The sequence below is a fragment of the Candidatus Harpocratesius sp. genome, from assembly GCF_054039255.1.
On record NZ_JBPLBG010000008.1, the window covers coordinates 72,352 to 92,919 of the forward strand.

Here is a 20,568-nt window from a genome sequence, read left to right on the forward strand (position 1 = left end):
TTTAAGCCGAAAGTTCATTTCCTCTTTTTCGGGTCCAGCCCATGTTATTGCATACATCTTCAATTGTGACATATTTATGGCTCAATCTTTCTTTAGATGCATTACGAACAATAATTGGTTCTGCATTTTCGTATTTAGATGCTTTTATGCTTGGAATTCCTGTTATATAAACATGAACACGCTTAAGTGCTTCTTTTCCTCGGTGATTTTTAGGTAGCATAAATCTAATTTTTTGTCGGAGAAATGTATCTGGTCTACTACTATGGAAAGGTCCTCTGCGGGGATTGCTTAGATTTCGAATATCTTTACGTAAATGGACATATTTCGCTAAAATTTGGTTACGGCGACCACTAATTACAGCATCTTTGGCATTAATAATAACAATATATTCTCCCAATAATGCAAGTTTAGCCACTTGTGAGCACATTCGACCCATTATCATATCTGCGGCATCCAATATTTTCCATTCGGGTTGTTGCATTTTGATCACCTAAATAATTATTCTTACTCCTTTTCCTGTTGGATTTTTTTCCAACAATTCTTCAATTGTTAATAATTCAGATTTTGAAGCCGCGACTTTAACACGAGCCGATTTTGAAATTGCTTTACAGGCAATTGTCAAGGATTTCTCTAAAGTTCCATTAGCAAGAATTTTTCCTGGAACAATAATAGTTTCTCCTTTTTGGGTTAATCGATTGATTTTCGCCAAATTAATTTCGACTCGGTTTTTCTGCGGGGCCATTAAACGTTTAGAAACATCGCGCCAGATAGGGCGTTTTGTTTTCCATAATTTTCGAGCCAATTTTCTGATATAGAAATTGCTCGGACCTGTTGGTGTAGTCATTTGAAAAACCTTAAAAATCAAATTGATTTTCAAATGAAACAATATTGCATATAATTTATTTTTTGTGCTTTAGAGTGGGGAATTCACTGAAAAATATTTTTAATTCCTTTATTTCTTTTTAAGACAACAATAACTGAAAAATTTATATGCGATTTCTCAGAAAGTTAATATAGCTAACGAAGAATTCGTAATTTTTTATTAGGTGATTAAAATGAGTGAAGAACCTGAGGAAAATCAAGAAGACTCTGAACCTTATGATGAGGAACTTGATGATAAAGATTTTGAAGATGTTGATGAAGTTGTCGATGAAATTCAAGAATTAGAAATTGGTTCTGATGAAGAAGAATCTCTTAATATGGATGATTATTCAATCGAAGATATAGATGGTGAAAAAGAAGCAATTCAAATGTCTCGCCAATGGTACAAACGGATTGAAATTGATACATGGTTAACAAAGATGCATATGGCTACAACTGGAATTCGTCAAAAAGATCAATATCGTGCGCAAAGTAGACAATTTACTAAAAATATGGAAGTAATCGGTGATATTTCATTTTATGCTTATTCTCCAGAAGATTTGGGGAAACCATATAAGGAAAGGAGAAAAGAACAAAAAGTAAAGGATTACAAAGAAGTAATCGGTTATAATACTTCTTTTTGGGAGCATTCTGATAAAGAATCTGTCATTTATCAAGAGGCTTTGAAGCACAGTCAAGATTATGAACCCGAAGAATATTCGAAATTGCTTAAACGTTTGGTAATTAAAACTTTTACTGAATTAAAACGTGATAAAAAGAAAGAGGGACATGCTGGACGTTGGCGTGGAACCTTAGAAGAAAGCCTTTTAATGAGTATGAATGGGTTATTTGGCGAAAACCGTGGAAAAGCACGTCCATTTTATTTTATTAATTTACCTGGATATGAATATCGTGTTGCATTAATGAAGACTCACTCGATAATTGGTGACAGATATATGTTCACAATTCCAAATCCAAAGACAGGGGAATTGATCACATTTAGAATTAAAGGTCGTCGCTTTACTCCAGGTAAAGATTTTCGAGTATATAACGCAGAGACTCGAGAAAAAGTAGCAGAAATCGATGATCGAATGCTGAATATAGGAGGAAAGACTACTATTCGATTTAGAGGTGAACGAGAATTTGAATCATTAAATCGCTCAGTTGTTTTTAGGCGAGTTTTGATTTTATTCGCCATATTGATTCGATATATGAAAGAAAATGATAAAAAATATAAAAAAATACATAAAGCTTTGCGGATGAAGAAAAAATACTTAAAAGCTGTTAGAAAAGCAAAGAAGAGTAATGATCCAGTAAAATTACAAAAAGTTACCATGAAATATGAGACTTTACAGCGAAAATGTAAAATGATAAAATCAATTGTAGTTACTAATTCAGAGATGACATTACATTATAATCCTCGCCGAATCAGAACGTAATTTATTTGAATAATGATTTTTTTTCATATATCCTTCTTTTTTTAATTTAATTTTGTAGCAACGCTGAATATACAAATTAAATGAATGAAAAAACAGAAGTAATTATAAATTCTTGTTAATTTTCTGTTGCAATTTTTAAAATCATTTCTGCAGCACGATCATTATATTCTTCCATGTTTGGAATATTTTCAGCACAAACAATATGAAATTCTTTTATCGAAATTTTTCGTTTCATAAAGAAATCAATTATCTCTTCTTTCATTTTCTCTATTGTTGATTCTCTTTCACCCTCTGGAACAAGATCGTATTTATTAAAGCAAACATATATTTGTCCAGGGAAAAACCGAACATCTCGGAAAAATTGAAATTGATCTTTTACAGGGCGATCACATGCAAACACAGCAATAATTTGTTTGGCAATTCGGGAAATTGTGATAACACCCATCCTTACTACTGCACGTCCTCGATCACCCCCTGGTGCAAACAATGTATGATTTTTATGAGTATCAACTTCTCTAAAGACTACTCGATTAGGGTGAATTGTTTTTGTTTCTTTAACACCTGTCTCAGGATCTAAAACTGCTTCTCCTGAAAAATCTGTTTTTACTACTACACACTCTTTTCCACCCTTAATATCGACAATTTTCTTTGTTTTTAAGTATTTCACAAATAAACGCAAGATTGTGGTTTTTCCGACTGAGACTGCTCCAAGTAAACCTATATTTGCCATATTTAGCCCTCTCCTTCATCTATTTCTTCAATTTCTAATAATTGATTTAAAAATGTTTCATAATCATCCACGAGGAATTGTTCCAATAATGAGTTATTATGGGCTTCAATAAGTGCCATCATTAAATCTTTCAATGTTGTGGAACTTTTGATAAATTTCACAAAATTTTCTTCTGTAGGATCCATGTTAAACTCTCGTGGAGGTTGATCGAATCCAAAATTATCTGTTTTTGGTAAAGCTGAAAAATAACCAAATGCACTATATCCACTGTATGAAAAATACACATAATAGCGCGATTTCATGTTTTTAACATAATTTGATAAAAATACTGTACTATATAATTCACCTAAAAATAATTCTTCATCTTGTTTTAATGTATAATATGGTGCAATTGGTGATTTTAAGCCTGGGGGAAACATTTCTGCTGGTGGTAATGAAACAAATGGTAATTTCTCTTCAATAATTGCCCATAAATCATCACGACCTTTCTCATTTAAGATTTCTTTAATTTCGTCATATGCAAAAGCAAAATCTGCTTGAAAACTAATTAATGAAGAAAGATATACTGATAAGCATGCAAATGTTGCATCCAATATTGGTCTTTTTTTTGAGCTTGAAGGTTTTATTGCACCTCGCCAAGAACGAATTGCAGAATATGCCCATCCTCTTGTGTCAAAGAAATTTCCGCTTAAAAAGATAAAATTGATCTCTTCTTCATTCAATCCCAGCAATTCTTTTGCTTTATTAACTAAAGCAGTCTCAATTGCATCACTATTAAAAGTGGAATGAATTTTAGGGTAAATGAGAATAGCTTTTTTCGTTTTTTTTGCCATCATCAATTCTACTCTTCTCTTTCTTATTATTATATGTTATGAATCATGCTTTAAGATTTTGCTTTTTAATTTAAGCGAAAAAAAAATCAAAAATTGGTACAGTAATGTGATTTAATATATAAAAATTAAGCATTTGTCAGTAAAAGATCTGCTAAGCTTTCATAAATGGAAGAAAAACTATCAAATTGATTCACATTTTGTAAAATAATTGATGAAATAAATAATTCATTATCGATTTCTATTTTAGTTATTTGAGATTGAAGGTTTGGCTCATTTTTTTTTAGAGGGACTAAAATCGGTTTCACAAATTTTGTAATATATAATTCTTGAGTAAAATTTATTTTCTTTGGATTAGGAAATCGAATTTTTACAATATCATTTGAAAATTTTAAATCAGCTAACAAAGATTTATCATAAGAAAAGATTTTTTTTGCTATTTCAGTAGTACTCGTTGTAGATAATTTTTTCTTTGCAGCAGCTTCTGCATCAATTAAATTTTCAGCCGTGATAAAACTCCCACTTGAAATTATTTGATTTATTTTCTCCACTTGGGAATTTATGTCATCGATTTCTTGTTTTATCTTTTCAAGATCCGCTGTTTTTGTTTGAATAAAGTGAATAAGATGTTCTTTAATCTCTAAAAGAATTTTAATTTCTGCTTCTTTCATGTATAACATTAATAAAATACAAGAAAATAAAAAATTAGGGGTATATAGAATTACTTATTTTGTAGCGTTTTTTTTTTATGATTTCAATTTTAGTTTTTTTGTCTTTGTAGCAGGTAATGCTGGATTTAGTTCTTCCAAAGCCTTAATTAATGCAGGAACTTCATCTTGAAATAGAGCTTCTTGAAATTGAAGGTACATTTCATAATCTGCTATAAATAAACCTTTTCGCTTTTTAGGTTTTCCTGTAGTTTTGTCCACAGGATTTATTTCTACCATTAATCTTGCATCTCGGGTTTTTGTTCCGGGAATTTTAACCACAAATACTCCGGGAATATCTGTTTCCATTTTCTCCCAATCTTGACCATTCTTTAAGAATTCTTGTAAATCTTCAATCACTTTAAATCACTTATAGTTATAATATTTAATTTTATTATAAATTGGTTATTTATATGTTTTGTGTTACACGTATATGTAACACAAAAAAAAACTTGTTCGTACTTTGGAAATAAATAGGAATTAAATAATAACATTTTTTAACTTAGCATATCGATTATTTTATAAATTCTTAAAGGATAAGGAAAATGAAAATGCTCACAGTTTTTGTTCCAGAAAAATATATTGAATCTTTAGACCTGCTAGTTGTGGAAGAATTTTTTCCAAATAGAAGTGAAGCTATTCGAACAGCAATTCGAGACTTAATTCGAAATGAATTAATTCTAAAAGAAGAATTACCAAGAAGAAAAGTAAAAGCAAAAAAAATTAATAATAATACATAAATTAATTCACTTTTCTTTAGTTATACTCCACCAACCTTACCTTTTATATGACGCGTTGCTCGTCGAATTTTCTTTCTTAATTCAATACGTGCTTCTCGCCGTAATTCTGGAGAAGAAATTGAAGAAATTCGTTCTAATGCTGTTTTTTCATTTTCGTATTTTCGTTTACTTAACTTTATCCGGAGTATTGTTTGATCACACAACCTTTTTAAGCTTGGTATAGATATTTCTTCAAAGATTTCTGCTGCTTTCTCTGCACTGAGAATTGCTTCATCAAAATTTTTCTCATTTAATCGTTCATGTGCTGAATTTAATAGTTCGAAACCGTCTTCTTTTGTTGGAAGTTGATTTCGATGATCTACTTTTGCCTTCAATGCATATATTTCAATATGTAATGCTGAAAGGTTTTCAAGTGAATTTGTCCAGTTTAATTTATTGAAGGTTTCTCTTATTCGTTCAAAACTGGATAAAGATTTCTTGATATCTTCTTTTTCTAAAAATAAATAACATTGAGTTATTTCTTCCATTGCTTCTTTCTCTAACTCAAAATTTGTGTTTTGTAGTAATTCTTTTATTTTAATCAAACAATTCGAAATACTTTCAAAAATTTGATATAATCTCTTTTTTGTCGTATTAGCTTCTAATGTCCATTTGTTTATTGTAAAATTATACATTGCATTATGGAGATAATAAAGACTTAAGTAAGGATGATGTTCTTCATATGATTTTTCTGCGAGATCTAAGTATTTGTAGGCTAAATCACCTCTTTGCCTCTCAATTCTTGCCAAGCGTCTTTCTTCCATTGAAATTTCTTCTAAATTCTCTAAAGATTCTCGTCTTTTCATCTCTTGAGATGCCATTTGCTTCTCAAAATTCTTACGTTGAAGTAATTCTTCTTCTTTTCTCTTCTGAATTTCTGCTAGTTTTAACAAATATTCTTCTTTTTTAGCTTCAGTTTCATTTATTAATTGAATTATCTGTTTCTTTTTTAATGGCCAATTTATTTCATCAAATAACACTAAGGCTTCTTTATATTTTGAAATTGCTGCATCATATTGATGCTGAAGTGAATAATTACTTCCCATTTCAAGCAAATCAAAAATCTGATTTTGAATTTGATCTTGTTTACTTTTTATCTCATTTTCTTCTAATTTTCGTTTCTGTTCTTCTAATAAAATTCGTTCTGATTCTTCTTTAGATCTTTTTATCAATTCTTGAATCTTTTGTATTTCTTTTTCACGTTCTTTTTCTGCTTGTTCCTTTAAGAGTATTTGTTCTTGATATGCTTGTAAATCCTGTTTAGTTTTCTCAATTGTTTCTATAGTGATTCGAATTCCAATCTCATATTTTATTTTCTTGTATAGATTCAATACTTGTTCATAGACTTTCAGGGCATCTTTATATTTTTTATTTTCAACAAAGCTACGAGCCTCATCCAACAAGTTAAGACATTGATTATGAATTTCTTCTATTTGTTTTACTTTTTGTTGTTCTTCTTTTTGTAAAATCTTTAGCTTCTGTTCTTTGTCTTCTTGATACTTTTGACTTTCTGCAATTAATTTTTGAATTTCTTCTAAATCTTTCTTTCGTTTTTCTTCTTCACGTCTCTTTCTTATCTTTTCTTGTTTTAGTTTTTCTTTTTGTTTGATTTTCCAAGAAATTCTGGCTTTTCTTTCTAAATCTTCATATTCTTTAATTGATTTTAGACGTTCTTCTTCTTGTCTTTGAAGTTCCTTTAGATAATTTATTTCTTCTTGCTTAAAAAAATCGATTTGTTTAGCAATTTTATCTGCTTCAAGTTTCCACCCGATTTCTTGGAATAATTTACTTGCTTCTAAATACATGATAATTGCTTTTTTGTATTTATGTTGTTGGGCAAATGCATTACCTTCAGAAATAATACTTAAAGCTCTTTCAGATATTTCTTTTTGTTTTTGCATTTCTTGAAATTCTAGGGCTTTTTCTCTTTCTTCTTTCTTCAATTTTTCTTTTAAAATTTCTTGAGATTGTGCAATCTGCTGTTTCAAAGCAAGTTCGTTTAATTTTTGAATTTCTTGCTGTTTTTTAATATGATCTCTATATTTTTTATCATATTCTACTTTTTCTTTATAAGAATTCACACCTTCATATAATTTGGAGCTTTCTTCTTTCCAACCAATTTGTTCAAGTGTTTTGGCAGATTCTAAATACACTTTAATTGCTTCTTCATAAGGAGGTGTAAATGGATATCGATTGGAATGAGATTCATATTCTCTGACTTTATTTTCTACTTTATCAATTGCTGAAAATATTTCTTCTGTTATTTTCGCTTTTTCTTTTTCTTTTTCTTCTTTTTTTTTTAATTGTTCTTGTATCCTTCTTTGATGATTCAATTGAATTTGTTTTGCAAGTTTGGCTCGTTCTTCGAGCATTTTTTGTTCTTCTTTGGTTTTTGCTACCCGTAATTTTTCTTCTTCACGATATATTTGATCTTTTCTTAATTTTTCTTGATATAGTCTCATACCCTCAAAAATTTTAATACTTTCATTTGTTTTGCCTATGTCTCTTAACCGATTTGCAGATTTTTGATAGACTTCGATTGCTTTTTCATATGGACAAATATAAGGAATTTTATCGGGAAAACTTTCATATTCTTTCACTTCATGCTCAATTTTTTCAATATCTGCAAAAATATTATTCATTACTGACTCTTTATATTCATTTTCTTCTTTCTCTTTTTGTATGCGCTCTTGATTTAGGCGTTGTTTCTCTTTTAATATCTGTTCTGCTAGTTTTGCTCTTTTTTCTAACATTTTTTGTTCTTCTTTGGTTTTAGCAACCCTGAGTTTCTCTTTTTCACGATATATTTGATCTTTTCTTAATTTTTCTTGATATACGCGAACACCTTCCAATAATCGAAGACTCTCCTTATTCCATTCAATATCTATTAGTTGTTGAGCACATTCTTTATAAACTTGAATACATTTTTCATATGGGGGATCAAATGGTATTCTATCAATATGGGATTCATATTCTTCTACTTCTTTTTCAACATCATCAATTTTAGTGAAAATTTGATCTGCAATTGCCATTTTATAATTTTTTTCTTGGAGTTCTTGTCTTTTTATTCTTTGAAGTTCTTGTTTTCTTTGCTTCTGCAATTTTTCTGATAATATCGCTCTTCTTTTTAGTAATTCTTGTTCTTCTTTTGATTTAGCTATTCGAAGTTTTTCTTCTTCTCGATATTTTTTGTCTTTTTCAAGTTTATCTCTATATATTTTTAGTCCTTCAAATAATCTAATACTTTCTTTGGTCCAACCAATTTCTTTCAAAGTTTCAACGCCTTTGAAATAAGTATTAATTGCCTTTTTGTAGGGACATTCATAAGGAATTTTATCAATTAAAGATTCATATTCTTTAATTTCTTCTTCAATTTTTTCTATTTGAGTAAAAATTTGATCTGCAATTGCTTGCTTATACTTCATTTCTTGTTGTTCTTTAAGCTTTTTCGCTTCTTGTTCTTGTTGTCTTTTTAATGCGATTTCTTTTACCTTTTTAGCCCTTTTTTCTAATAATTCCGCTTCTTCTTTATTTTTTGCAACCCTTAATTTTTCTTCTTCTCGATAGATTTGGTCCTTCCTTAATTTATCTTGGTACAGTTGCATTCCTTCAAATAACTTAATGCTTTCATAAGTTCTTCCTATTTCTCTTAATCTATTTGCAGATTTCTGATAGACTTCAATCGCTTTCTCATATGGACAAATATACGGTATTTTATCAGGAAGACTTTCATATTCTTTTATGTCATGTTCAATTTGATCAATTTCATTAAATATTTGATTTGTAATTGCTTGTTTATATGCATTTTCTTCTCGGATTCTTTGTTTTCTTTTTAATCTTTGCAGTTCTTTTTTAACTTGATATTCACGAGATTCTTTAGCTCTTTGTTTTAATTTACTTTTTTCTTCCAAATTTTTTGCAATTCTTTGTTTCTCTTGTTCCCTGTATTCTTGATCTTTCTTTAATTTATCATTATATAATTTTACACTTGAAAATACTTTCAAGCTTTCTTTATGCCAACCAATTTTAGCTAGATTTTTTGCAGCTTGATTATAAATTTTAATTGCTTCTTCATATGGGGGAGTAAAAGGTATTTTATTCGGGTTACTTTCATATTCCTTAACACTTAATTCAATCTTCTCAATTTGAGCAAAAATTTGGTCTGCAATCGCTTGTTTATAAGCTTGATCTTGAGCTTCTCTCCGCTTGATTTCTTCTTGTTCTTTTTGACGCTGTTCCTGCAATTTTTTTGTTAATTTTATTCTTCTTTTAAGCATTTCTTCTTCTTCTTTAGATTTAGCAATACGTTTCTTTTCATTTTCTCGATAATTTTTATCTTCTTCTAATTTCTCCTTATATCTCTGGATGGCTTCAATTATTCTGTTTCCTTGTTCAGTCCAGCCTATTGATTTTAATTCATCCGCAGTTTGTTTATAAATTTTGATTGCATCTTCATAGGGACAAAAATACGGTATTTTATCTTGTTTATTTTCATATTCTTTTATTTTATTTTCAATAATATCAATTTTTTTGAAAATTTCTTCTGCAATTTTTCTTTTATGTAATTGCTCTTGTAATTCTCTTTTTTTTTGTTCTTCTTGTTCTTTTTGGCGTTTTATAAGAATTTTTTGTGATAATTTAGCTTTTTTTTCTAGTTCTTCTTGCTCTTCCTTTAATTTTAATTTCTCTATTTGTTTTTTTCTTCGGTTATTTTCATCTTCTTTTAGTTTTTCTTGAATTGTTTGAATACTTTCAAAAATTCTTTGACTTTCTTCATTCCACCCAATTTTGCTAAGATTTTTTGCAGATTCTGTATAAACTAAGATTGCATTATTATAAGGACATTCTATTTGAAATCTGTTAGCTGTTGATTCATATTCTTTAATTTTTTGAGAAATTTTTTCAATTTCTGCAAGAATTTTTTCTGCTTGAGCCTTTGTTGATAATCTTTGTTGTTCTTGTTCTTTTTTTACTCTCTCAATTTCTTCTAATTGTCTTTTTTTTAATAATTGAGAGAATTTGGCCTTTTTCTCTAAATCTTCCTGTGCTTTTTCTATCTTTTTTTTCTCAATTTCCTTTTTCCTTCGATTAAATTCATCTTCTTTTAATTTTTGTTGAAGTGTCTGGATACTTTCAAAGATTCTTTGACTTTCTTCAATCCATCCTAATTTTTTAAGTTTTTCTGCATTTTCTGAAAAAAATTGAATTGCCTCGCTATATGGACATTCTTTTTGATACCTGTTAGCTATTGATTCATATTCTTTTATTTTTTGAGATACTTTTTCAATTTCTGCAAGAATTTTGTCCGCTTGTGTCTTATTTGATAATCTTTGTTTGTTTTGTTCTTCTTTAGCTTTTTCAATTTCTTGCATTTGTCGTTTTTGTAATATTTGGGATAGTTTTGCTTTTTTTTCTAATTTTTCTTGTTCTTTTCTTATCTGTTCTTCTTTCTGCTTTATTTTCTCACGATTATACATGTCTTTTTTTAATTTTTGTTGAAGTGTCTGGATACTTTCAAAGATTCTTTGACTTTCTTCAATCCATCCTAATTTTTTAAGTTCTTCAACTGAAATTTCATATATATTAATTGCTTCAATATATGGGCATTCTATTTGATACCTACTCGCTGTTGATTCATATTCTGTTATTTTCTGTGATATTTTCTCAATATTATTAAATATCTGTTCTGCTTGTGCATTTGCAGATAATTTTTCTTCTTCTATTTTCTTCTTGGCTTTTTGAATCTCTTCTAAATGTTTTTTTTCCATTTCCAGAGTTTTTTTTGCCTTTTGTTCAATTTCTTTTTTTTCTTCTATCTTATGTTCTTGCTTTAGTTTGAGTTTTTTGCGTATTATTATGTCTCTTTTTAATTTTTCTTGAAGTGTCTGGATACTTTCTAAAATTCTTTGACTTTCTTCATTCCAACCTAATTTCTTTAGTTTCTTTGCAAATTCTCTATAATCTTGGATTGCTTTTTCATATGGGCTTTCTTTTTGAAATTTCTTTATATTTAATTCATAATCTTTTATTTTTTTTGTAATATCTTCAAGTTCATTAAATATTTTTTCTATTTCTTGTTTATTTTTTATAGCATCTTTCTTTTTTTGTTGCAATATCGATTTATAATGCGAAATATTCTTGTTTTTATCTAAATTATTGAAGAACTCATCATTTTCATCAACTAAAGCAATATTATCCCTTTTTTCTCTTTCATTTTTCTTTCTTTTTTCAATGTTTCGTAATAGATGATCTTTTTGATTTTTCTCTTGATATTGCTTTGCTCCATTAAAAAGTATTTCTGCTTGATTTTTATTCCCAAGTCTTTCGAATTCTCGAGCTGTTTTCAAATATACTTGTTCTGCTTCTTTATAAGGGCACTCTAATTCTAAAATATTTTTTTTTTTTATCAATTTTTTATATTTTTTTACTTTTTGTTCAACAATATCTATTTGTTTCAATATTTCATCTTGATTTTGTTTCATATTTTTACTCAAATTCTCAGTTCTCCTGATAAATTTAATAAATTGAATTTTTATTTTTTTATTTTTATTATTATTCTTCAGAAAGTATTGCTAAGGTCTCGTCTGCAATCTGTTCACCTTTAGGATTTAATTTCCATCCTTTAGTCGCGTATTCGCAATATCCTTCTGATTGAGCACTTTTTAATATTTCTAAAACTTGTAAATCTTTCATTTTTTTCTTAAAATCAATTTGTAAGCAAAAGGCAATATCATCAGCTGGAACAGGTCTTAATGTTTCGTCTTCCATTACACCTAATGCAGCTAAAACCAAATTAATATTTTCTATTTTTTTAATTTTCTTTATACCCTTTTTCTTAAACATATCTATCCACTATTATTCAAGTATATTTTTGAAGCTTAAATTTTTTTATGCAAATTAGTTGATTTGATTTAAATAGAATACTTTTAAAATAATGGATAAGGTATTATTTAGGCGGAACTTTACAGATATATATAAAAAATAGGATGAAAAAAAATGGCTCCGAAAAAAAGTTGTGAACGACATTATCGCTATGTTGCGAGTTGTCCTGATTGTCGCGCTCTAAATGAAGGAAATAATAAAGATCAATCAAAAAGACTTTATGAAGATGCTAAATTAGGCGATACTGGCTCTTTGTATTCAAAAGAAGACAGAAATAAAAAGAAGATTGAGCCTGAAATACCTCATATCTCTGATGAAATCCCTACTCCTCCAAAATCAAATCGTTATAGATATCATCATCCTCCAAATCCTGATTTTAAACGTCGTGTTGCAATTATTGGCATAATTATTTTTATTGCTTTAATAATTGGGATTTTTTATGGATATCCATTATGGCATGCAAAAATATCGCTCCAAAATCAACTATATTCTTTGAAAAGTGATATAAATTATTGGCGAATTTATACTTTGGATTATTGGAGTACAAGATTTTTCTTCAATAAAATTGGATTAATTGGTGGAGTTTTAGGTGCATTGATTATGAGTATCCCTCCTGAAGATTCAATATTAAAGTTATTGAGTCTAAAATTTGGATGGGATAATTTGAAAAAGTGGAAGTCCTTGGTTTTATGGTGGACTATTGGCTTTGTATTTTTCTATATTATTGGGCAATCGATAGAAAAAGGATATTTTGCATTAACAATGGAGCTGACTCAACAGAATTATCTTAAACCTGGCTCAGGAGAATATTTTAATGCACTAAAAGCATTATCTGATCCTTCCAAAGTGTCTGAGATTGATATTTTTTATTATCAAGCAATTACGCATCCAATCGTAATGTATGTATTAGGTGTAATCATATTTAGACTTATACTACGGATTATTTACTATTTTGTAATGGATAGAAATGAAATAAAAATAACTACTTTATTTAGTTTTTTGATTTGTATCTTTTTTATTATTGCATTATTTAATCGACCTTTGAAAGCTCAAGATGGAATCAGCCTAATACGAGTTTGGGGAATATATCTTGGAATATTTGTGTTTTTTAGTATTGGGGTTGCTTTATTTATTTACGGAAAGAAAGCATATGGATATCATATAGATTTTAATGATCTGCGTTTTAAGCGCAAAATGGCAGTTATCTCTTTAAGTATTATGGTAATTTTGCTTATTCCGATCTTTGTTAGTATACCTACTACTATTAAATTGGGAAATCCAGAGGTATGGGATGAAATTGAATGGAATGTTCGGTATTCCCAACAAATTGAATGGACCCGAACAGCTGCAGGTATAAGTTATGGTAATAATGATTTCTTTCAAATAATGAATATTGATGATTATACTAGTAATGTTAACAGTTCTGATTCAGAAATACTTAATGTAATTAGACAATTTGATAAAGAATATTCAGGAAAAATTATGGCCAGAGATATTAAGAACAATTACGAGACTATGGCTGATAGTGATATTATTTATATTCCAGGTAATGGAGAATATTGGGTTGCTCCAAAAACTCTATTATTAGACAAATTACTTGAAGATGTAAAATATGAACATACAGAAATTTATGATCATGTTGAAGGATTTTTAGCTCTTGATACTTCAACTGGAAAAATGGTTACTAGTTCTGAATATTTAGATGATTTTGGTGTTATAAGTAATTACCCTATATTTTTTGGCGAACGAGAAGATACAAGTTATAGTTCTCAAAATCAAAACAATCTTATTGCTTTATCAGATTATTATGCTTATGATAACGATATTTTATTAAATACTGGTTGGTCTAGAACAACAAATTCAACTTCTGTATATGAAGGTTTACCAGATGGGGAATTACAGGGTCTAGAAGCATTTTGGTACATCATGAGTATGGGAACTGGTTTATCTACATTTGCATTAAATTCATCATTCAAAAAAGAATTCTTGATTAATAGGAATGTTATGAATCGTGTCGGGTCTGTTCTTATGCCTGGAATGATCCTAGATAACGATCCCTATTTAATATTTAATCGAGAAAATAATACTCTGTATTATGGAGTTTCTATATATACTGAAATTAAATTATCTTCTTATTTTTATTCTCCAATATATCGATTTTTAGGGACTGTTTTAGTGGATGTAAAAACAGGTGAACTTACATGGTACAAAAATCCTGCTGGGTTTGAAATGATAAATAATGATCCTCTTCAAAATATCTGGAAGATTTATTGGGATAATGATTTCTATCCTTGGAAAAATCCATCAGATGAAGAGTGGTTAATCTCCCAATTACGTTATCCAGAAACATTATGGGAAAAGCAATTAAACGTAGATTATTATTATCATGTTGAAGATCCACGAACATGGAATTCACAGAGTGATTTCTTTAAATTACCTGAAGGATCAGATGTATTTTACATCGAAACTGATTTAGGGGAAGGTTTAGAATTTGTCGGGGTTCAATTAGTTGAATATAATCGAGCAGATGCTCTGAAACTTACAGGATTATATGTAATTCGACATGGAAAGCATTTTGGTGAAACTTTTTTCTTCAGAGCTCAAGATTTGGATAATTTAATTGGTCCAAATACAGCAAAAGATGAATTGAAGACTCAAGCAACTCAAGAAATTTCTTTAATTGCCAATGAACGTTTTGGAAACATACTTTTATATCCTTTGGCTGGTTCTCTTTATTATTATATTCCAATTTATTCACAAACAGGAGATTATGAGTCTTTTGTTGGCACTGGATTGGTGAATGCATTTACTAAACAAACTTATTACGGAGATACATTAACAGATGCATATAATAAACTTGCACTTGATTTATTCCTAAATACAACAACACCAGAAGAAACGATCGAAGATCTACAATTGACTGTAAATGCTGATGATCAGATTGAATATTCGCCAGCAAATTGGGCTGAATTTGAAGTTTTGGTAAAATATTTTAACACAAACGATTCTTTACCCCAGAGAAATGTAACTCTAAATATGTCTCTTCGAGCTGATATACCTATGAATGTAAAATTATTTAATCAAAATTTAGTTGGAGTTGAATATAATTTTAGTTCAAATTTAATTGCTTATAACTACACAATCGCAACATGGGATGGGCTTAATGGATTATATCCTGGACAAGGTCACAGTATGGTGATAAAAATGAATCCAGTAAATGCAATTAGTAGTGGAATTATTATTTATTATAGTTTCGAGCTTTTTGATCTCGATACAGGAGAGAAAATCTCAACAGGATGGAAGACTTTTACATTTTTAAATTCAAATATTTAATCCTTTTTTTTTCTTAAGATTAATAATTTTATTTTAATTCGGGGAAAAATCCATGAAAGTTTCACGCTTTTCACGAGAAAAATATCAAATTGATGATTCATTATTTTCTGAGAAGGGAGATCTCTATTTTAAGGGTGACATTCATTTAGTCCGCTTATTTACTCAGAAAATTAATGAAAAACGCGACTTAATTAATTTTCCAGAAATGGCAGCTAAAACATCTGATATTTATAGTATTTCTTTATTAACTGAAATTAATGAATATATTTATCAACTATATTTAGATGAAATAAAATCTCCAAAAATCAATCAAGAGCTATACGATTTCTTAGAAGAGGAGATTGGTAAAGAAAAATTGATAAAAAGTACTAAATTACTTATTGAAGAATTTCCACCTCAAGCAATTTATCAGAACGAAATAACAACGGATGATTTTCTAGAAAAATTAGAATCTGAATCTGGAATAAAAAATCGGGTCAAGTATGTAAATGAATTTGTAAATCTTTGGTTAAGTAATATCAATCCTGCTTTTTCTTCCTATTTAGAATTTTTTGATGATGAAGATTTAGAAAAGCAAGCTAAATACTTGGAAATTGTCGAAAAAATTGAAAAATTCTATGATAAAAAACCAGTCTTTAAATTTACTGGCAAAAATATAATTGAAACTTTACGGGAACCAATTAATAAGAGCCCTAATTCTTTAAAAGATCAAATGAAATACATCCAAGAACATTGGTCCAGTTTCTTAGGTAAATGGGCTTATCTTGTATTAATTAGTTTGGATTTAATTCGTGAAGAAGAGAAAATCCGATTTTTAGGACCAGGTGATATTCAAATTCCTGATTTTTATGGATTAGATAAGGAAAACTATTCTAAAGATAGCGATTGGATGCCAAAAGTCATAATGATTGCAAAAAACTCATACGTTTGGCTGGACCAATTAAGCAAAAAATATAATCGTTCGATAAAACATTTAGATCAGATTCCTGATGAAGAATTAGATGAACTCGCTCGCTGGGGATTTACTGCATTATGGTTAATTGGAATATGGGAGAGAAGTTCCGCTTCAAAAATTATAAAACAGTGGTGTGGGAATAATGATGCTGTTGCTTCTGCTTATTCATTATATGATTATACAATAGCACAAGATCTTGGAGGGGTTGAAGCTTATAAGAATTTAAAAAATCGCGCAATAGCAAGAGGAATAAGAATTGCGAGCGATATGGTTCCAAATCATACTGGAATTGACTCAAAATGGATACGAGAACATCCTGATTGGTTCATTCAACTGGATTATCCTCCATTTCCTTCTTATCAATATTCTGGACATAGTTTATCGGGTGATCCAAATTTCGGAATCTATTTGGAGGATAAATATTTTACTCACCAAGACGCTGCAGTTACTTTCAAGCATATTGACTTTCGTTCTGGTAGAACCCGATACATTTATCATGGGAATGATGGAACAAGTATGCCATGGAATGATACTGCACAATTAAACTATTTACTTCCTGAAGTTCGGGAGGCAGTTATTCAAAATATTCTACATGTGGCGCGATTGTCTCCTATTATTAGATTTGATGCAGCAATGACATTAACTCGGTTACATTTTCAAAGATTGTGGTATCCAGAACCAGGTTCAGGGGGAGATATTCCTTCTCGTGCAGGATTAGGTATGACAAAAGAAGAATTCTTAAAATATATGCCAGAAGAATTCTGGAGAGAAGTTGTTGATAGAATAAAAAAAGAAGTCCCTAATACACTTTTATTAGCTGAAGCTTTTTGGTTATTAGAAGGATTTTTTGTTAGGACTCTTGGAATGCATCGTGTTTACAATAGTATATTTATGAATGCTTTGCGTGATGAAGATAATGCACTCTATCGTTCATCAATAAAGAAAACTTTAGAATTCGATAGAAGAATTTTAAAACGTTTTGTTAATTTCATGAACAATCCAGATGAAGAAACAGCCATAAAGCAGTTTGGAGATGGAGATAAATATTTTGGTATTTGCATGTTACTTGTAACAATGCCAGGTCTACCTATGTTTGGCCATGGACAGATTGAAGGATTTAGAGAAAAATATGGGATGGAGTTCCGAAGAGCATATTGGGATGAAAAAGTTAATGTTGGTTTATTGCAACATCACGAAAGAACTATCTTTCCAATTATGAAAAAGCGTTATCTTTTCGCAGATTCTCAAAATTTTTATCTCTATGATTTTTGGACAAGAGGAAATGTCAATGAAGATGTATTTGTATTCTCAAATATGGTCGGTAACGAACGTGGATTAGTTATTTTTAACAACCGTTATAACGAAACCCAAGGTTATATCAAAAAATCCGTTGGATATAATGAAAATGGTGCAATACACCAAAAAGATATTGTAGATGCATTAGATCTTCCTAGTGACAATTATTCTATTGTTAAAGATTATATGTCTGGTCTAGAATTTTTAATCTTAAATCAAGAATTGCATGAGAAAGGCTTTTATGTAGAATTACATGGATATCAGAGCATTTGTTTCATGGATTGGCGTTTTCAAACCGATAATGAATATTTTCATTATGCCCAATTATATAATTATTTAAATGGAAAAGGGGTTCCTTCTATTCAAGAATCTTTGAAAGAATTAATCTATAAACCAATTCTTCAACCTTATCGTGAAATATATAATAAATCTATTATAAATCGTCTATATTCTCAATATAATCTTGAAAATCCCACTTTTAATATTGTAGATGATCCTATTTCTCAACAAATCAATGTTTTTTCAAGCGAAATTGGAAAATTTCTTAGTTCTTCGTTAGATAATACTGAACTTTTACCGCAATTAGAGAAATTTTTACAATATTTGAAATCTGAATTGAATCTTTTTGTCCATTTTAAAGAAGAACTGAAAAGTATTTCATTTGAAGCAGATGATTGGCAGGTAATAGAATCTTTTCTACCTAAAAATATAGAAGAATGGGGTTTGTTTTACGCTTGGATTACTCTTCATCGATTAGGAGAAATTCGTTATAACACAGATTTTGAAAATTTAAGTCGAAGTTGGCTTGAGGAATGGCGATTAGGGAACGTTGTAGAATGGGTAATGGGAGAAATCTGTGAAAACGACTCTAATCTTTCTGAATTTCTTTATTTACTTAAACTACTTATTGTGCATCAAAATTGGTTTAATAAAGATGTTATGGAGGGAGTTTCAAAATCCTATTCTTTATTATCAAAAATCTTTAATGATCCTGAAATTCAGAATTATTTACAATTCAACCGATATCAAGAAATCCTATGGCTTAATGCAGATCGTTTTAATACATTATGTCAATGGTTATTTTTGATTTCTTTAATTCATGCCATCCATAATAGAAATGCAGAAATTATCCTTCAAAACCTAAGTCTCATTCAAACTTGGAGTGACATGGCACAAAAAGTAAAATACCAAGTAGGACTCTTATTGGAATCACTTAAATAGAGTTCAAAATCAAAGTCAATTATCAAAATCAATTATCAAAATTATTTAATGGGCTTAATATTCATTAATAAGTATAAAGGGTGTTACATAAAATATAATCTATCTAGTGCTGAGTGATATTACAATGAGCGAAATTACAAATTTGAAAGATATTATTAATCGAGGACGAATTCAAGCAATTGGTAATGAAATTTTAACTCCCGAACTTGTAGCTAAAATCGGTGCTGCTTTCGGGACATATTTAGGGTCAAAAGGAATTGCGGTAATTGCTCGTGAATATTCAAATAATAATCGGATGCTTAAACGTGCATTTATTGGTGGCTTAATGAGTTCTGGGGTCGATATTTTGAATCTTCATTCAGCACCTGTCTCCGTTCTTCAATTTTCTATCCGAAGATTTGGTGCCTCAGCTGGTGCTTATTTTTCTTCTGTCTCAATAGGAAAAATGCAAAACCAAATTCGTTTTTATGATTCTTCTGGAATAGAATTTGATATTAAAAAACTAGACAGTGTTAATGAATATTTAAGACAAAATAAAATTAATAGAGCAAAACCGCTTGATGTCGGTGCTATTACTGATATACCTCATACTCAAGATATCTATCGAAAAGCCATTCCACAACTCGTAGATCAAAAATTATTCAAAAACAAAAAACAAATGCATGTTGTTTGTGACTGTTCTTATGGTCCTGGTTCAATTGTTCTTCCTGGAATTTTAACTAGTCTTAAAGTAGATGTCATAGCAATAAATGCCTATGAAAATGATCAGAAATCAGCAGAAATGTATCCTAATCTTAGATCAATTAAAAGTGCAGTAAATATTGTTAAAGCCTCTCAAGCTGATTTAGGAGTAATTTTAGATACTGATGGATCTCGTGCACTTTATATAGATGAAACTGGAAAAATACTTACTTTTGAAGAATTGATGATGTTTTTTATGAAATATGACCCCATTATTTCATCAACTAAAGAACAACCAATAATTACAACAAAAACTGCATCAAAAATTATTGGAGAATTTGCTCAAGAATTAGGTGGCTTTAAATTACTTAAAACTCGAAATTTTCCTGGTGAAATCTCACGTGAATTAAGAGAACAACGTGGAATCTTTGGAGGTGCTGATACTATGAAATTCTATTTTCCAAATTATGGACCATTCAGCGATGGTGTTTATACTACTCTAAAGATCTTGGAAATTTTAGCACGTGAAAAGATCCCTCTTTCTGCTTTAATTCGCTCCTTTCCTCGTACAATTCATTCTTATAAATCAATAAGCACAACTTATGAAAAAATGTTTACTTGCAAGGAATCTTTACGTGAATTAATCCAAACTCAAGGAAATGCAAATATTGATTACCAAGATATTATTGTGGGTATGAAATTAATTTTTAAAGATTTAGGATGGGTTTCTATTTGTCCTTCTATGCATGCTAATGCTGTAGAACTTGAAGCCGAAGGATTAAATGCAGAAAAATCTGAAATACTTATAGCAAAAGCGGAAGAATTTATAAAATCAATTATTTGATTTAATTTGA

General features: G+C 29.4%; 13 protein-coding genes. 5 read left to right on the plus strand and 8 right to left on the minus strand.

Translation table 11 applies throughout. The features are described 5' to 3' along the window. Nucleotide 1: 1 nt before the first annotated feature. Nucleotides 2-481, minus strand: coding sequence for a 50S ribosomal protein L13 (gene rplM, locus ACXLDF_RS02240; protein WP_457556864.1), 480 nt, complete (start codon nt 479-481; stop codon nt 2-4). A 9-nt stretch (nt 482-490) separates the two neighbouring features. Then, a complete protein-coding gene (locus tag ACXLDF_RS02245) occupies nt 491-844 on the minus strand; it encodes a 50S ribosomal protein L18e (RefSeq protein ID WP_457556865.1) in 354 nt (117 codons plus the stop codon). A 211-nt stretch (nt 845-1,055) separates the two neighbouring features. On the opposite strand from ACXLDF_RS02245, the gene ACXLDF_RS02250 reads away from it, so the two are divergent. After that, nucleotides 1,056-2,300: a hypothetical protein gene (locus ACXLDF_RS02250; RefSeq protein WP_457556866.1), complete on the plus strand. Its 1,245-nt coding sequence runs from the start codon at nt 1,056-1,058 to the stop codon at nt 2,298-2,300. Between the two features lie 115 nt (nt 2,301-2,415). Here ACXLDF_RS02250 and ACXLDF_RS02255 read toward each other — a convergent pair whose 3' ends face one another. The 4 genes from ACXLDF_RS02255 to ACXLDF_RS02270 form a co-directional block, all read right to left on the minus strand. Then, complete coding sequence (locus ACXLDF_RS02255) at nt 2,416-3,030, minus strand: P-loop NTPase family protein (protein ID WP_457556867.1); 615 nt, start codon at nt 3,028-3,030, stop codon at nt 2,416-2,418. A 2-nt stretch (nt 3,031-3,032) separates the two neighbouring features. Next, on the minus strand, nt 3,033-3,866 hold the full coding sequence (locus ACXLDF_RS02260; RefSeq protein WP_457556868.1) for a hypothetical protein: 834 nt from the start codon (nt 3,864-3,866) through the stop codon (nt 3,033-3,035). Between the two features lie 122 nt (nt 3,867-3,988). Continuing rightward, nucleotides 3,989-4,531 (minus strand): hypothetical protein, encoded by a 543-nt coding sequence (locus ACXLDF_RS02265; RefSeq protein ID WP_457556869.1) that lies wholly within the window; start codon nt 4,529-4,531, stop codon nt 3,989-3,991. Nucleotides 4,532-4,606: 75 nt separating this feature from the next. Beyond that, nucleotides 4,607-4,927 carry a hypothetical protein gene (locus tag ACXLDF_RS02270; RefSeq protein WP_457556870.1) on the minus strand — a complete coding sequence of 107 codons (321 nt, stop codon included), beginning with the start codon at nt 4,925-4,927 and terminating at the stop codon, nt 4,607-4,609. A 185-nt stretch (nt 4,928-5,112) separates the two neighbouring features. On the opposite strand from ACXLDF_RS02270, the gene ACXLDF_RS02275 reads away from it, so the two are divergent. Next, nucleotides 5,113-5,307: a ribbon-helix-helix domain-containing protein gene (locus ACXLDF_RS02275; RefSeq protein WP_457556871.1), complete on the plus strand. Its 195-nt coding sequence runs from the start codon at nt 5,113-5,115 to the stop codon at nt 5,305-5,307. A 20-nt stretch (nt 5,308-5,327) separates the two neighbouring features. Here the strand turns inward: ACXLDF_RS02275 and ACXLDF_RS02280 are convergent, their stop codons facing one another. Both ACXLDF_RS02280 and ACXLDF_RS02285 read right to left on the minus strand, forming a co-directional pair. After that, nucleotides 5,328-11,840: a hypothetical protein gene (locus tag ACXLDF_RS02280; protein ID WP_457556872.1), complete on the minus strand. Its 6,513-nt coding sequence runs from the start codon at nt 11,838-11,840 to the stop codon at nt 5,328-5,330. A 58-nt stretch (nt 11,841-11,898) separates the two neighbouring features. Beyond that, nucleotides 11,899-12,189, minus strand: a complete 291-nt coding sequence (locus tag ACXLDF_RS02285; protein WP_457556873.1) for a hypothetical protein — start codon at nt 12,187-12,189, stop codon at nt 11,899-11,901. Between the two features lie 153 nt (nt 12,190-12,342). Between ACXLDF_RS02285 and ACXLDF_RS02290 the strand changes: the two genes are divergently transcribed. The 3 genes from ACXLDF_RS02290 to ACXLDF_RS02300 all read left to right on the plus strand — a co-directional run bounded on the left by ACXLDF_RS02290 (nt 12,343) and on the right by ACXLDF_RS02300 (nt 20,558). After that, nucleotides 12,343-15,561 (plus strand): UPF0182 family protein, encoded by a 3,219-nt coding sequence (locus ACXLDF_RS02290; protein ID WP_457556874.1) that lies wholly within the window; start codon nt 12,343-12,345, stop codon nt 15,559-15,561. 52 nt (nt 15,562-15,613) lie between these two features. Further along, nucleotides 15,614-19,033 (plus strand): alpha-amylase family glycosyl hydrolase, encoded by a 3,420-nt coding sequence (locus ACXLDF_RS02295; protein ID WP_457556875.1) that lies wholly within the window; start codon nt 15,614-15,616, stop codon nt 19,031-19,033. Between the two features lie 124 nt (nt 19,034-19,157). Further along, nucleotides 19,158-20,558 (plus strand): phosphohexomutase domain-containing protein, encoded by a 1,401-nt coding sequence (locus ACXLDF_RS02300; RefSeq protein WP_457556876.1) that lies wholly within the window; start codon nt 19,158-19,160, stop codon nt 20,556-20,558. The last annotated feature ends 10 nt before the right edge of the window (nt 20,559-20,568 follow it).